Origin of the sequence: Corynebacterium ulcerans, from assembly GCF_900187135.1 — a bacterium.
GTDB lineage: Bacteria > Actinomycetota > Actinomycetes > Mycobacteriales > Mycobacteriaceae > Corynebacterium > Corynebacterium ulcerans.
Genome location: NZ_LT906443.1, coordinates 1,037,407 through 1,050,901, shown reverse-complemented (window position 1 = coordinate 1,050,901; position 13,495 = coordinate 1,037,407). Strand labels below are relative to the sequence as shown.

The following is a 13,495-nucleotide window of genomic DNA, read 5'->3' as shown; positions in this document are numbered from 1 at the left end:
TTGTGTGTTTGCGGAAAAATGTGGGAAGAGTTGTTGATGTTTGGGAAATTCAACTACTATGACAGGAGTAAATTAAAAATAGGCTTAGGGAAAAGCTTAGATTCCATTCGGCTTGGTATGGGTGTTCCGCGAAGCTGAATTTAGGTAGGTATACATGGGTGCGAGAAGAGTGCGAGATGCGGCGAAGGTAGGTTTTGTTGGCTCGCTTGCTTGCATTGCTGTCGCATTTTCCGCCCCGGCTATGGCACATAACGCTCCAGAGATTGTGAGCGTTTCCTCGGCGACGCCGGGTCCTCTTCGTGCATTAGAGCCTGGACGGGCCAGTGATAGAAGCGCATCAATTACAGATGTGAAGGTTTTCCCAAAGGGGGAGCAGGGGAGCCGGGAATTTCATGTCGAGGAAGGTCATCTCGTCGGCATAGCTATCGCGTGGAAAGACGTGGTGGGGATTCGTGAGGGGGACACGATTCAATATCAATTGCCTAAGCAACTAGATATTGGTGGTCCCCTTACTTTTGAGATTCCTGATCGCGCGTTAAACAGGGTGATTGCGCAAGGTGTTATTGATGCGAACAACTATTTACGGATTACCTTTAACAAAGAAATAGCTGGTCAAACTTCTTCTGGTCACCTTACTGTGAATGCTCCCGTGCTCCAGTCGGGCTCGGTCGGTCCTAGTATTCTCGATTTGGGGCGCTTTGGTCAGGCACTAGTGCATGTGGATCCTAAGTCCCCGGAGATGAATGATTTAGCTACCAAAAAGTCATACTCTTCAGATATGGAGGGCGACTGGTTCCCTAGCGCTGAGGAATCTGATCGTATGCCCGCCGCGGACACTTTTTCAGAAGACCCATTTAAAGATGTGACTGAACCTGATGAGGAATATCCAGAAGATGAACCGGAAGGCGAAGAAGAGCCGGGAGATTTTGTGGATGCTCCGCTGGATGTTCTAGATCCAGACGCTCCTCCCATGGCGGTTATTGAACCCGGACTTCCTTTGCCTCTCATCTCTGATGGCGGAAGACCTCTCCCTACGGCTCCACAAAAAAAGGAGCCTCGAGTATCTGTTGAAGCTAGCGGGGAGGAAAAATTTACAAACTCTGATGCGGATGTATCTGGGCTAGCGTCTTTGCTTGATCTTCTGGGGGAAGAAGACGCAAAGGAAACACGTGCCGAGCGTCCTCACCGTATCTTTGAACCGATTCTGCCTGGAGGACGGAAGCTAGAAGGTGACCGTGCGCAGCATCCAGAGTTGCGAGGGCGCCAAGAGGCCCCAGGCCGAGAGCCTCATATGATTCCTGCTCCGCAAGAGGGTGCGTCATCAGAAGCACATCCACGTCATAGCGACGTTAGCGTACAAGTGGATGCTGGTAGGGATAAGAGCGGCAAGCCTACTAAAGAGGTCAAAGTTGTAGATAAAGAACCGCAGCATACCGCCATGGCCGAGCCTCGACCCATGGCTGGTGGTCCGTGGGTTTTCCCTGGTGAGATGCACATCATGCGTGAAGCGCAGGGGGAATTTATGGGAGGAATGCTTCCCACGGCGTTAGCTTTTAACGCGATTGGGTTCATAGCTATTGCTGGCGGCATCGCAGTGTTGCGCAAAGTTAAGTAGATAAAGCTTAAAGGCTTCTCCATCAACATTGATGGAGAAGCCTTTTGGTTTTGCCTTAAGTGATTAGTGGGCGTTGTGGGCACCAACCTCGCGGTCCTGTGTACCGGATTCAACGACCGGGGTGGAGATCGTTGCAGTGGTGGTGATGGTGCCGGAGTCGAATGTGAACACAACGTCCTTGTTTCCGCCAACGGCTAGGCCGGTGTTGGCAATCGTGGTGGAAACGTGCTCGATGCAGATATTTTTTGGCTTAGTGAGCTTGGTCAGCTCGGAAGGGACATCGCCAACGAGTGAACAATCTGAGTTGATTGTGGTCTCCCCGGTGATCACTGCTTTCTCTCCGCCAACGGTGATGGACTTGAGCGTGTGCCGTGCATTGCTGTTGTCCTGGTTGACGGCAGTGAACTTTACGCCTGCTTCACCCTTGTCCGTAAGGTGAACAGTTACGTCGCGGAGTGCGATGGTGCCGTTTTCGGTGTCAGCCTGGGTTCCGTCCACAGCTGCGACCTGTGAAGAGGTCTGAGTGATCTGTCCTGCGCTGCAGGCTGCCAGGGTAATTGTGGAAACTGCAGCGGCGGAGATCAAAGCGCCACGGCGGGCGACAGACTTCATGGACTTCACTTGTTCGTCCTCCATAGGGGTGAGACTGTAGGGGCGTGACGACTGTGAGCAGAGTTTCGTCACATTTTTCGTTCTTCACTCTAGTATCTAGTGCTGCTGTTCACACACTTATTTGTACGTCCTCGAAGCCAAACGGGGGGAAACTTTAGAACCATGGGAACTTTTTGTCTTGTGGTGGGGATCAGTCGAGTATTTTGCATATCTTGCCGCCTATTTTTCTGAAGCGAAAATTATTTATTGTCCGGTTCGGATGTGAATAGTGCGCTCAGCTAAAAGTGCTGGTTGGAGTCGTGGTAGAATACGGCGGTTAAACGCGAACGCTCAAGGAGTTTAGATGGAATTCAAGGTCGGCGATACCGTCGTCTATCCGCATCATGGTGCCGCAGTCATCGAGGCGATCGAACAGCGTGAAATGAACGGTGAGACCTTGGAATTCTTGGTCCTCCAAATCAACCAATCAGATCTCGTGGTTCGTGTTCCCTCTAAGAACGCTGAGCTGGTGGGCGTACGTGACGTTGTGGATGATGAAGGTCTGCAAAAGGTCTTTGGATTCTTGCGGGAGATCGACGTAGAGGAAGCCGGAAACTGGTCACGTCGTTTTAAAGCAAATCAAGAACGTCTTGCTTCCGGTGACGTGAACAAGGTCGCTGAGGTGGTTCGTGACCTGTGGCGTCGTGACCAGGGACGAGGCTTGTCTGCTGGTGAAAAGCGAATGCTTGCCAAGGCTCGCCAGATACTTGTTGGAGAACTAGCCCTGGCAGAAAATATCGATGAAAAAAAGGCAGATGAATTGCTTTCAGAGGTCGATGCGACCATAGAGCGTCATCGCGCTGCTGGGATTGACCTCCCTGAGGTCAACAAAGTTGAGGAGTCAGATATCGATCTGGATGACCTCAGCTTTGACGACGAGGACTAGAACCGCCATGCCTAGGCGCGTCGTAGCTATCGTTGCGGCAGCGGGAAAAGGTAAACGCCTGGGGGCTGAGTTACCTAAAGCCTATGTGCCGCTTCGAGGTAAAGCGCTCTTGGTTAGATCTGTCCAAGCGATGCTCACCTCCGGCATTGTTGATGAAGTGATCGTGATTATTAGCCCAGAGATGCAAGATTATGCTGAGCGCATTTTGGGCCAGGCGGGGCTGCTTCCATCCCCAGAAATTCCCGTTCGGCTCGTGCACGGTGGAGAGGAAAGAGCTGATTCAGTCTGGTGCGGATTGCAATCTCTACCTGATAAAGACGCGGTAGTGTTGATCCATGATTCTGCTCGTGCACTGACTCCGCCGGGGATGATTGCACGAGTCGCCCGTGCGGTTTTGGAGGGGGCAGAGGCCGTCATTCCGGTCCTGCCCGTGGCAGACACGATCAAAGAGGTCGACGGCACAACAGTGCTGCGTACCCCCGTACGCTCGTCGTTACGCGCGGTGCAAACTCCGCAGGGTTTCGACCTGGCCCAATTGCGTGCCGCGAACCTTGCTTATTTTGAGCAACAACCTGAATTTATCGCTACGGATGATGCCAGCCTTATGGAATGGTTCGGTGTGAACGTTCAGTGTGTGCAGGGCGACCCCATGGCCTTCAAAGTAACCACACCATTGGATTACGCGCTGGCCAAGGCAGTGACCGATGAAGCCGAACCTACGATCTTTGAGGTACCCAGTGACTAACCCGATCATCCCGCGCGTGGGGATTGCCACCGACGCCCACCAAATCGAAGCTGGCAAACCCTGCTGGATAGCCTGCCTACTTTTTCCTGGCCAAGACGGCTGTGAGGGACACTCCGATGGAGATGTGGTCGCGCATTCGCTTGTCGACGCTCTCCTGTCCGCAGCAAACCTTGGCGACCTAGGTTCCTTTGTGGGAGTAGGAAGAAAAGAATACGACGGGGTTTCCGGTGCCCGTTTGCTACAGGAATGTCGAGCTTTGCTGGAAGAACATGGTTTTACCATTGGAAACGGCGCCGTGCAGCTGGTAGGACAAAGTCCCAAAATGGGGCCGCGCCGGGAAGAAGCCGAACGTGTGATGAGCGAGATCCTTGGCGCTCCCGTTTCGGTATCAGCTACCACGACCGACCATCTTGGTTTTACAGGGCGCAGTGAAGGGCGGGCCGCCGTGGCTACGGCGGTGGTCTGGAAGTAACCATTGGGCGTGGGTTAAGCAAATGAAGCAAAAGCTCCCACGTCCGATAGACTAGTTTTTGTGACTCTACGCATCTTTGACACAGGAACACGTTCGCTTCGAGATTTCACGCCCTTGCGTGAAGGACACGCATCGATCTACCTGTGTGGAGCAACTCCTCAAGCACAGCCACATATTGGGCATGTTCGCTCGGGAGTCGCTTTTGATATCCTGCGCCGATGGCTGCTCGCCAAAGGCCTCGATGTTGCGTTTGTTCGTAACGTCACGGATATTGATGACAAGATTCTCCGCAAAGCGGAAGAACATGGTCGCCCCTGGTGGGAATGGGTATCCACGTATGAACGAGAGTTCACGTGGGCATACGATCAGCTTGGGGTTCTCCCGCCCTCCGTTGAGCCTCGTGCCACCGGTCACGTCACTCAAATGATCGACTACATGCAGCGCCTCATAGATAACGGTTATGCCTATGAAGCTGAGGGCTCCGTCTATTTTGATGTTTCTGCCTGGACTGCGGCGCAGGGATCAGACTACGGAAGTCTCTCCGGCAACAAAGTCGAAGAGATGGAGCAAGGCGAAACAGAAAACCACGGCAAGCGTGGCGTGCACGATTTTGCGCTGTGGAAGGCTGCCAAACCGGGTGAACCATCGTGGCCTACACCGTGGGGAGACGGGCGCCCCGGCTGGCATCTTGAGTGCTCCGCGATGGCCACGTGGTACCTCGGCGGTGAATTCGACATTCACTGCGGCGGCCTTGACCTACAATTCCCACATCATGAGAACGAAATCGCGCAATCGCATGCCGCAGGTGATGGATTCGCTCAGTATTGGATGCACAATCACTGGGTGACCATGAGCGGGGAGAAGATGTCAAAATCGCTGGGCAATGTTCTTTCCGTTCCCAATATTTTGGAGAAAGTACGTCCAGTGGAGCTTCGTTACTACCTTGGCTCAGCTCATTACCGCTCTATGCTCGAGTATTCCGATAACGCTCTCTTAGAAGCCGCTGCTGGTTATCGTCGTATTGAGGCATTCCTCGCAAAAGTCGGACCGGTGGATATAGGCGCCTGGACACCGGAATTTGCGGCAGCTTTGGACGATGACCTCGCGGTCCCCAAAGCTCTCGCGGAGATTCATGGTCTAGTTCGCGCTGGTAATACCGCTTTATCCTCGGGCGATATCGCAGAGGTTCAGCGCATTGCGTCGTCGATACGCGCTATGACTTCAGTTCTTGGAATCGATCCGCAGTCAGAGCAGTGGAACACTGAGTCCGATACCTCTGAAGAGGCGATGGCCGCTCTCGACGTCCTCGTACGCGCAGAGCTGGAACGACGCACCGCAGCACGAGAAGCCAAAGACTGGGCAACAGCAGATCAGGTCCGCGACCGGCTTGCTGCTGCCGGCATCACAGTCACAGACACCGCCGATGGGCCCACCTGGGCGCTCAACGACAATCAATAAATAGACCAAGAAAGACAGTCAATGTCAGGAAAAGAGACCAATCGCCCCGGCGTTCGCAAGACCAACAAAAAGGGCGCTACCAAAGGATCCGGTGCTGTTCGACGGCGCGGATTAAAAGGCAAAGGCCCTACACCAAAGGCCGAAGATCGCGTGTACCATGCGGCGCACAAGCGCAAGCTGGAAAAGCAGCGTCGTGATCAGGGCCGCCATAAGAAAGAGGAAACGGCTGAGCTGGTTGTGGGACGTAACCCAGTAGTGGAGTGCCTGCATGCCAAGGTTCCTGCCACGAGCCTCTACATCGCGGAAGGCACAAAGAATGATGCCCGGCTCAGCGAAGCCGTCCAGATGGCTCATAGCCGGGGCATCCCACTGATTGAGGTCGCGCGACACGAACTTGACCGTATGACGGGCAACGGTATGCACCAAGGCATCGGCCTACAGATCCCGCCATACAAGTACGTTGAGGTCTATGACCTGATTACTCAGGCCAAGGACTCCGGTGAACCCGGCATGATCGTGGTGCTGGACAACATCACCGATCCACGGAACTTGGGCGCTGTTATTCGCTCGGTGGCTGCCTTTGGCGGACACGGCGTGGTGATCCCGGAGCGCCGTTCTGCTTCAGTGACCGCTGTGGCTTGGCGTACCTCGGCTGGTACTGCGGCGCGACTCCCGGTGGCCAAGGCAACAAATATCACGCGTGCGCTCAAAGAGTTCCAGCAAAACGGTTACCAGGTCGTTGGCCTCGATGCCGGAGGTGACGCAACGTTAGACACATATGACGGCAAGGGACCTGTCGTTATCGTTGTTGGTTCTGAAGGCAAGGGCATCTCTCGCCTGGTGCGAGAGACATGCGACTCCATCATGTCTATTCCGATGGCGCGATGGGTGGAATCGCTCAACGCCTCGGTGGCTGCGGGCGTGGTGCTGAGCGAGTTTGCTCGCCAGCGCAGGACTCAGTAGCTTCTGGGTACGGCAAGTCAAAGAACCTAGCGATTGCCGTAGCCGCCACAAAATTGGTCGACGTGGGACCCAGGAATGCGGATGTCACGGGATGCCGCGTGGGAACCACGTGGCCGATGCCTGTGAGCGACCATGCCTCGACGGGGTGCTCACCAGGCCACGATGTGACCCTAAACCCCTGGGTCGTGCGCTCCGTTGAGCGGTCTAGGCCGTTGAGCCGGGCGTAATAGGCGGCGGTGTCGGGGAAAGGGAGGACCTCCCCACGGGCGGCGTCGATAAGCCCCCCGTGATAGGGGAAATGGGGTCCTCCGTGCCATGCATGGTGAGAACCTTGGTCGGGCACCAGTGCTCTGGGGTGCTGAGGAAGTGAGAAGGGGTGGGCTGGTTTGCCGCGATGAGGGCTGCGCCGGTGAGAGTGCCGGGTGAATCGTGAAGCAACCGGATCAGCATATGAGCGCCGTTGGAGAATCCCACGCCAAAAACCTGGGAATACGGGGCTGCGAGGTCCGTAAGAAAGGCGACGTCATCGGTACCTAGCAGTCGGGTCTGTTCTGCGAAATCACGGCGTGCGTCGTTCCAATGATGTGAGATGCCCTCCGGGTAGATGACCGTGGTGCCGTGTTCTGCGAAGTGGTCGAAAGTCCTATCGGTGAAGTTTCGGGCCACACTTGCCGATTGCCTGGATCCATGCAGGTACATCAGAAGCGAGCCGTTGGGAACAGCCGGATCGATCCGAATATAAGTTCTTTCACCGAGTTTGTGCTTCATAATGGCCCAGTATATTTACCTCATGCGGTAGGTTGGTGCCTATGGTTTCCCGTCAGAAGCAGCGAACGAGTTTGGCGTCCTTGGCGCAGGAGTTAGGTGTTTCCCGGACCACGGTGTCCAACGCCTACAATCACCCGGAGCAGCTATCCACGCAATTGCGTGAACAAATTCTGGCTACTGCAGAGCGCCTGGGCTATCCGGGGCCAGACCCAACGGCGAGGTCGTTGCGTACTCGCCGCGTGGGTTCTGTGGGGGTACTGTTCACTGATCACTTGAGCTATGCCTTTGAAGACTTAGCTTCCGTAGATTTTTTGGCGGGAATGGCCGAGGCTTCGGCTGGTTCGCAGACCTCGATGACGTTGGTGCCGGTGGGGCCGCACTCTTTGGACCCGGTTGCTGCGCGGCAGTTGGTGAACTCCGCTGTAGTGGACGGATTTGTGGTGTACTCGGTGGCACAAGGTGACCCGTTCTTGGAAGCCGTGCACACCCGCGGTCTGCCTACGGTGGTGTGCGACCAGCCAGCCGATGACACTCGCATGTCCTTTGTCGGGATAGACGACCATGCTGCGATTGCCCCGGCCGCGCAAGCCCTTATCGACGCTGGACATCGCCGCATTGGAATACTGTGTATTCGCCTGGATTCGGTTCCTAACAACGGGCCGGTGACGGCGGAAAGACTTAGCTCGGCGCGGCATCATGTGCAAAGAGCACGGGTCCAGGGGGCCTTAGAAGTCTTCGACGCTGCAGGGATTCCACAAGGTGCAGTCCCGATTGTGGAACGGCATATCAACGATCCCGCCAACAATATCGACGCAGCGCGCGAGCTACTTACGGAGCACCCAGACCTCACCGCGGTGCTGTGCACCACGGATACGATGGCTTTTGGCGTTATCGAATATGCCAAGCGCGTAGGGTTGGTTGTTCCCGAGGACATGTCTGTGACCGGTTTTGATGGCATCGCACCGGCACTGAATAGCGAGCTAACAACGGTCCTGCAGCCTAACAAGCTCAAAGGCGAGTGCGCTGGACGGATGCTGTACCGCCTCATTGAACAAGACACGACAGGGACAGAGCGCGAGATTCTCACGACCAGCCTGCACCCAGGAAAGACTGTGGTGGCTCCTAGAGATTAGGCGCGGAGATCCGCAAGCTGCGTGAGCAAGTCTGCGACACCTTTGAGGTCTTCCACACGATGCGTAGCTGCGGTTTCTCCGGGGCCGACTTTCACCCCGAGGTCTGCAGGGCCTAGGACTCGGAAGGCGTCTTCATCTGTGGTGTCGTCGCCGAGGAAGATGGTGGCGTCGGCACGCGTGCGCTGGTGAGCGAGCCACGTCCCCTTATTGGTATCGATCACGCTGGCTTCAGCGATCCACTTGCCCTCTTTGAGCGTTACCCCAGGTATATCCAGGGAGAGGGCCTCATCAAGAAGACGGCGAGCGAGATCGTGATCGGCTACTCGGATAACGTGCAGCACGCGATGGAACGGCTTGTGTTCTACAAAGGCCCCCTCAACGCGCTGCGCGATGGCCTCGTAGGCGGCCGTGACGGATAGCAGGGCAGTGCGTTGTTCCTCCGTGAGCTGTGGGGCACCGATGGAGGACTCAGCTCCATGAGAACCGACGAGCGCGATGGGGTCTGTGAGCCCGCTGACCTGACGGAGCTCCTCAAGGCCGCGGCCAGAGAGAACAGCTACGTCCGTGTGGGGGAGTGCAGCTAGACGACGCAGTGCGTCCAACGATCGGTGCTCGATGGGGACAGCTTGAGCATCAGTGCTAAAACCGGCGAGAGTGCCGTCAAAATCAGAGACGATAAGCAGACGCGGTACACAAGCGAGACGAGATAACTCGGGGGTCATTTTTCCACCTTATTGCTTTACTACAAGCCGTATTGCTGGCGAATCGATTGCGTCTCCGTTGCGCAGAAGCGTTATCACACCGGCGCCGTCGTGCCGCACGGTAAAGGAAGCATCAACAATGATGTCGACGAGAGAATCATGAATATACCGCGTGCGCCCTTCGCAGGTTGCGTCGTCGATAGGCTGGAATTTTACGGCCTTTACAGTAAGCCGATCAGCATCCTGAGGGGCAACGTTTTGCTTTTCCTGTGCGCTAAAGGAAATCTTGCCCTGGAATGGGGCGCAACCGGTGAAGCCGGTCATGGAAGAACCGCCGAAGCTCATCACCGCAGCCCCTGCTATGGCATCGGGAACCTCATGAGGAAACTCCGGTGTGGTGTAGACGTCGGTCACTTGCCATTGTGAGCCTGCGACCTGCTGTTTCTTCTCCCCACACCCGGCCAATCCGAGAGCGAACAGGCATAATACTGCGGTGACCTTGGCTTTCACTCTTCCACTCCGTTTTCATGAAGTCGGTGGAGATCCTCAAGGAACGACGCGGCCCAGAGGTTCACGTCATGCTCCACAACCTGGCGGTGCAGAGCCATCATCCGCTCCTTGGCAGCATCTGGCGTGAACTTTAATGAGGTAACCGCCGCAACGACCTGCTTCTTAATGGATTCCATATCAAAGGGGTTGCACAGGAAGGCCTGCTCAAGCTCGTAGGCTGCACCCGCGAACTCGCTGAGTACTAAGGCTCCTGTCCCATCGCCGTGGCACGCCACATACTCCTTGGCCACCAGGTTCATCCCATCTTTAAAGGGGGTGACCAGCATGATATCGGCCGCAGCATAGAGTGAGGCAAGTTCAGTCTTGGTCAAAGAGCGATGATGATAATGGACTACTGAATGTCCGATAGAACCAAAGCGGCCATTGATACGGCCCACGGCTTCCTCGACCTCGGAGCGAGTCTGCTTATAGTGCTCGATGCGTTCGCGAGAAGGGGTAGCTACCTGCACCAGGACTGTGTCATCAGCATCTAAAGCGCCGCTTTCCAGTAGCTCTTCAAAGGCCAGCAGCCGCTGGAGGATTCCCTTGGTGTAATCAAGCCTATCGACGCCCAAGATAATGGTTTTGGGGTCTCCAAACTCGGCGCGGGTGGCCTCGGCGTCTGTTTCCATATCCGTCAGCTGAGTGACATCGATAGAAATGGGATAGGCTGCCACGCCCACGTCTCTGCCATCGCTTGCCCTCAGTGAGGCTTCCACCGAGCGCACAGCAGCGGTTCCCTGAACCACTAAAGTGTCTGGCTGGCCAGTATGAGAGCCCGTAGTTCCGGTTACTTGCCGTGCTAACTCCAGGAAGTTGTTTGCGCTAGCTGGCAAGTGGAAGCCGATGAGGTCTGCTCCCAGAAGCCCGCGTACCACTTCCTCCCGCCACGGGAGTTGCCGGAAGAGATCCGGGCTGGGGAACGGGATGTGAAGGAAGAATCCAATAGTTAAATCTGGGCGTGTTTGCCGCAAAATACCAGGCACCAGCTGTAACTGATAATCCTGTACCCACACTATGGCGTCTTTTGCGGCCACCTCTGCCACCGCGTTAGCAAACTTGAGGTTTACTTCCCGGTAAGCCGACCACCAGTCTCGGTTATAGATGGGGTGGACAATGAGGTCGTGATAAAGCGGCCACAAGGTGGCATTAGAAAAGCCCTCGTAGAAGCCCTCAAAGTCATAATCGGTGAGGGCTACAGGGTGAAGAAGAATGCCGTCGTCAGTCTTAAAAGGCTCGGGCGCATGCCCGTCCGTGGTGCCAGGCCACCCCACCCAGCAACCGCTGTGCTGGGACAGAATAGGGCTGAGTGCTGTGACAAGTCCGCCGGGGCTAGCTACCCATTGGGAGGTACCATCAGGATTAACGGTTAAATCAACAGGCAGGCGATTAGCTACTACGACAAAGTCGTTGTCGCCGAACTCATCACTCACAGTTAGCCTCAGGCTTTCTTAGTGGTTTTCTTTGTCGTCTTCTTGGTGGCTTTCTTAGTAGCCTTTTTAGTTGTCTTTTTCGCGGCCTTCTTGGTGGTTTTCTTGGCAGCTTTTTTGGTGGTCTTCTTAGCGCGAGTCTTCTTTGGAGCGTTAGCTTCCTCGTGCTCGGCGGCAACCTTGCGATAAGACAAGCCCTCCGGCTCTACACCCAGCATGCACATCAAGGTCACGCCATCAAAGAAATCTTTGGCGTAACCAGCTACGATGCGGCGCGCGGCAGCGGCTGTCTCTGCTTCGACAGCGTGGAGAGACTCGGCCGAATTAGTACGGGTGTCAGTGACCTTGGGTGGCAAGGATCCTCCTCAGAATAGTGAAGATGACGGAAGCGCGGCTCATGAAAAGCAGTGCAAAACCAACATTCTACTCTATAAACCGCGGCGTCGCTTGGTCGCCGTGTACTTAGGCGTGTGGCCTTTCGACATGCGCCTACGCAGCGCCAGTTTTTCCTGCTCTTCCTGCTCTGCGCGCTTCTCCGCAGCGGCCTGAGCTTGGCGGAAGGAATAACGGCGCGTGCGTCGAAAAGCTTTATAGGGATTGAAGCGCTGCGGCCGGCGTACTCGGCGTGCAACCCATTCACCCAACACCACTCCGGCTGCCAAACCGCAACAAATCGAAAGCGCCAGAGCTACGTTGGTAAATCCCAACAAAACCTGCTCATTGAGGGCTGCGTACATGCCTCGATAGATGGAAAGGCCTGGGAGCATGGGCGTGATGCCCGCAATAGCAGTGATAAGCGGCGGGATCAAAAACCTGCGGGCAAGCAAACCGCCGGCGAGACCAATGAAAGTTGCGGCAATAGCAATAGACACTACGGGGCCGATTCCCAACGGGATAAGCACGTAATAGAAGACAAAGGAACCTGCTGCCGCAGTAAGCCCAGAAACTGTAACAGCAGAGAGCTCAGCAAAACATCCCACAGCAAAGGCTGCTGAAGCGATAGCACCGGCAATTACCTTAGAAACGGAAGGTTTAGCAGCCAACGAGACTGCAGCCTCTAGCGGTGGAAGCGTAATGCCCATTAACTGCGCAACCTGAATCCCCGCGCCTACGCCTGCCACAATCGCGCCAGTGAGCAGCAGGGTCTCAAAGAATCGGGCACTGGCGGTGACCGGAGCACCTGTAATGCCATCCTGCAACGACTGGACCATTGCAAGATTGGACATCATGACAACAATTCCCGCTGCGACAATATGGCTTGGCGATACGTGCATCCCATAATGGCTGGCCACCGAATAAGCGACAGCCGCGGGAACCGTAGCCATAAAACCGCCAAAGATATATTGGAAGAATAACGGCAAGGAATTGCGATCAAGCCACACGCTTCCGCCCATGATGACTAGCGACACGACGAAAGAGATCGCCGCGACCAAAAAAGTGCCACCAAGCAGCATCGACACGGCAGCGCCCAGGAAACCCCAGCCGAAAACCGCGGTACGGAAACGGTACTTAGCACGCGTCTGCGATAACTCGTTGAGGATTTTCTCCGCTACGTCCGGTGGAGTAGCGCCTGCCTGAATCGAACGAATCAAGCGGTCCACCTCAGTTAACTTGGAAAAATCCGTAGTGAGAGAGCGGACGACGCGAAACACGCTGACTGGAGTCTTTTTTGTAGTGCCGATCGTGGTGAACACCGTGATCGTGTTGAGCGTGATGTCAACGTGACAGAAGAGCAAACCATAAGCTGCGGTTACCGCGTGAACCTGCGCACGTGTATCGCGATTGGATGTGCCAGCAGAAAGCAGAATGTCTCCGATTCGAGCAGCAAGATCCATGACCGCGGCAACCTGGGCGGGGTCAGTGAGGTCAATTGGAGCAAGGGGTGAAGGCGGTGGTGCAGCTTTGACCGTATCGATCGTGGCCAGACGGCCGGAACTGCTATTCCAGCTCCGAAGCTTATCCAGCAAACTCACCGCGAGCCCCCTGATCCTTGGGTTGTCTTTGCATCCTACAGTTTAGGAGGTTACTCAAACATTAGCTTTCGCGTGGGGGAGGGGATAGCTCATGCTCACAGCCCTGCTTGGCTGAAAGCCCACTCGTGTTGTACGATTCATCATCGTGCGA

At 55.5% G+C, this 13,495-nt stretch carries 13 protein-coding genes and 1 pseudogene; 7 read left to right on the top strand and 7 right to left on the bottom strand.

The window, feature by feature from the left end; all coding sequences use genetic code 11:
- Window positions 1-154 precede the first annotated feature (154 nt).
- Entirely contained in the window at window positions 155-1,615 is a 1,461-nt protein-coding gene (locus tag CKV68_RS04765) for an Ig-like domain-containing protein (RefSeq protein WP_095075697.1), read from the top strand.
- A 63-nt stretch (window positions 1,616-1,678) separates the two neighbouring features.
- Here CKV68_RS04765 and CKV68_RS04760 read toward each other — a convergent pair whose 3' ends face one another.
- The gene (locus tag CKV68_RS04760) at window positions 1,679-2,251 is read right to left on the bottom strand and encodes a hypothetical protein (protein ID WP_038619284.1); all 573 of its coding nucleotides are present in this window, start codon (window positions 2,249-2,251) and stop codon (window positions 1,679-1,681) included.
- Between the two features lie 319 nt (window positions 2,252-2,570).
- Between CKV68_RS04760 and CKV68_RS04755 the strand changes: the two genes are divergently transcribed.
- The 5 genes from CKV68_RS04755 to rlmB are packed head-to-tail and all read left to right on the top strand — an operon-like array spanning window position 2,571 to window position 6,790.
- Window positions 2,571-3,152, top strand: coding sequence for a CarD family transcriptional regulator (locus CKV68_RS04755; RefSeq protein ID WP_013912332.1), 582 nt, complete (start codon window positions 2,571-2,573; stop codon window positions 3,150-3,152).
- 7 nt (window positions 3,153-3,159) lie between these two features.
- On the top strand, window positions 3,160-3,897 hold the full coding sequence (ispD, locus tag CKV68_RS04750; RefSeq protein ID WP_013912331.1) for a 2-C-methyl-D-erythritol 4-phosphate cytidylyltransferase: 738 nt from the start codon (window positions 3,160-3,162) through the stop codon (window positions 3,895-3,897).
- On the top strand, window positions 3,890-4,369 hold the full coding sequence (ispF, locus tag CKV68_RS04745) for a 2-C-methyl-D-erythritol 2,4-cyclodiphosphate synthase (RefSeq protein WP_013912330.1): 480 nt from the start codon (window positions 3,890-3,892) through the stop codon (window positions 4,367-4,369). Before ispD ends, ispF begins: the two co-directional genes overlap by 8 nt.
- A 60-nt stretch (window positions 4,370-4,429) precedes the next feature.
- Entirely contained in the window at window positions 4,430-5,827 is a 1,398-nt protein-coding gene (gene cysS, locus CKV68_RS04740; protein WP_013912329.1) for a cysteine--tRNA ligase, read from the top strand.
- A 21-nt stretch (window positions 5,828-5,848) separates the two neighbouring features.
- Window positions 5,849-6,790 carry a 23S rRNA (guanosine(2251)-2'-O)-methyltransferase RlmB gene (rlmB, locus tag CKV68_RS04735; protein WP_014836777.1) on the top strand — a complete coding sequence of 314 codons (942 nt, stop codon included), beginning with the start codon at window positions 5,849-5,851 and terminating at the stop codon, window positions 6,788-6,790.
- Here the strand turns inward: rlmB and CKV68_RS04730 are convergent.
- Window positions 6,726-7,558, bottom strand: a pseudogene (locus CKV68_RS04730) (CE1 family esterase). The gene rlmB and the pseudogene CKV68_RS04730 overlap by 65 nt on opposite strands.
- 41 nt (window positions 7,559-7,599) lie before the next feature.
- Here CKV68_RS04730 and CKV68_RS04725 point away from each other — a divergent pair.
- Complete coding sequence (locus CKV68_RS04725; RefSeq protein WP_095075696.1) at window positions 7,600-8,691, top strand: LacI family DNA-binding transcriptional regulator; 1,092 nt, start codon at window positions 7,600-7,602, stop codon at window positions 8,689-8,691.
- On the opposite strand, the gene otsB is transcribed toward CKV68_RS04725, so the two are convergent.
- The 5 genes from otsB to thrE form a co-directional block, all read right to left on the bottom strand.
- The gene (gene otsB / locus CKV68_RS04720) at window positions 8,688-9,413 is read right to left on the bottom strand and encodes a trehalose-phosphatase (protein WP_013912325.1); all 726 of its coding nucleotides are present in this window, start codon (window positions 9,411-9,413) and stop codon (window positions 8,688-8,690) included. The two genes, CKV68_RS04725 and otsB, sit on opposite strands and share 4 nt — an antisense overlap.
- A gap of 9 nt (window positions 9,414-9,422) precedes the next feature.
- A complete protein-coding gene (locus CKV68_RS04715; RefSeq protein ID WP_038619274.1) occupies window positions 9,423-9,902 on the bottom strand; it encodes a hypothetical protein in 480 nt (159 codons plus the stop codon).
- On the bottom strand, window positions 9,899-11,374 hold the full coding sequence (locus CKV68_RS04710) for an alpha,alpha-trehalose-phosphate synthase (UDP-forming) (RefSeq protein WP_095075695.1): 1,476 nt from the start codon (window positions 11,372-11,374) through the stop codon (window positions 9,899-9,901). Before CKV68_RS04710 ends, CKV68_RS04715 begins: the two co-directional genes overlap by 4 nt.
- A gap of 8 nt (window positions 11,375-11,382) precedes the next feature.
- Window positions 11,383-11,727, bottom strand: coding sequence for a hypothetical protein (locus tag CKV68_RS04705; RefSeq protein WP_014526220.1), 345 nt, complete (start codon window positions 11,725-11,727; stop codon window positions 11,383-11,385).
- A 72-nt stretch (window positions 11,728-11,799) separates the two neighbouring features.
- The gene (gene thrE, locus CKV68_RS04700) at window positions 11,800-13,344 is read right to left on the bottom strand and encodes a threonine/serine exporter ThrE (protein ID WP_014836773.1); all 1,545 of its coding nucleotides are present in this window, start codon (window positions 13,342-13,344) and stop codon (window positions 11,800-11,802) included.
- Window positions 13,345-13,495 lie beyond the last annotated feature (151 nt).

Excerpts from the sequence above, each read along its gene's own strand:
- CKV68_RS04765 (WP_095075697.1), top strand. The coding sequence starts at position 155 with ATGGGTGCGAGAAGAGTGCGAGATGCGGCGAAGGTAGGTTTTGTTGGC.
- CKV68_RS04760 (WP_038619284.1), bottom strand. The coding sequence starts at position 2,251 with ATGGAGGACGAACAAGTGAAGTCCATGAAGTCTGTCGCCCGCCGTGGC.
- CKV68_RS04755 (WP_013912332.1), top strand. The coding sequence starts at position 2,571 with ATGGAATTCAAGGTCGGCGATACCGTCGTCTATCCGCATCATGGTGCC.
- ispD (WP_013912331.1), top strand. The coding sequence starts at position 3,160 with ATGCCTAGGCGCGTCGTAGCTATCGTTGCGGCAGCGGGAAAAGGTAAA.
- rlmB (WP_014836777.1), top strand. The coding sequence starts at position 5,849 with ATGTCAGGAAAAGAGACCAATCGCCCCGGCGTTCGCAAGACCAACAAA.
- CKV68_RS04725 (WP_095075696.1), top strand. The coding sequence starts at position 7,600 with ATGGTTTCCCGTCAGAAGCAGCGAACGAGTTTGGCGTCCTTGGCGCAG.
- otsB (WP_013912325.1), bottom strand. The coding sequence starts at position 9,413 with ATGACCCCCGAGTTATCTCGTCTCGCTTGTGTACCGCGTCTGCTTATC.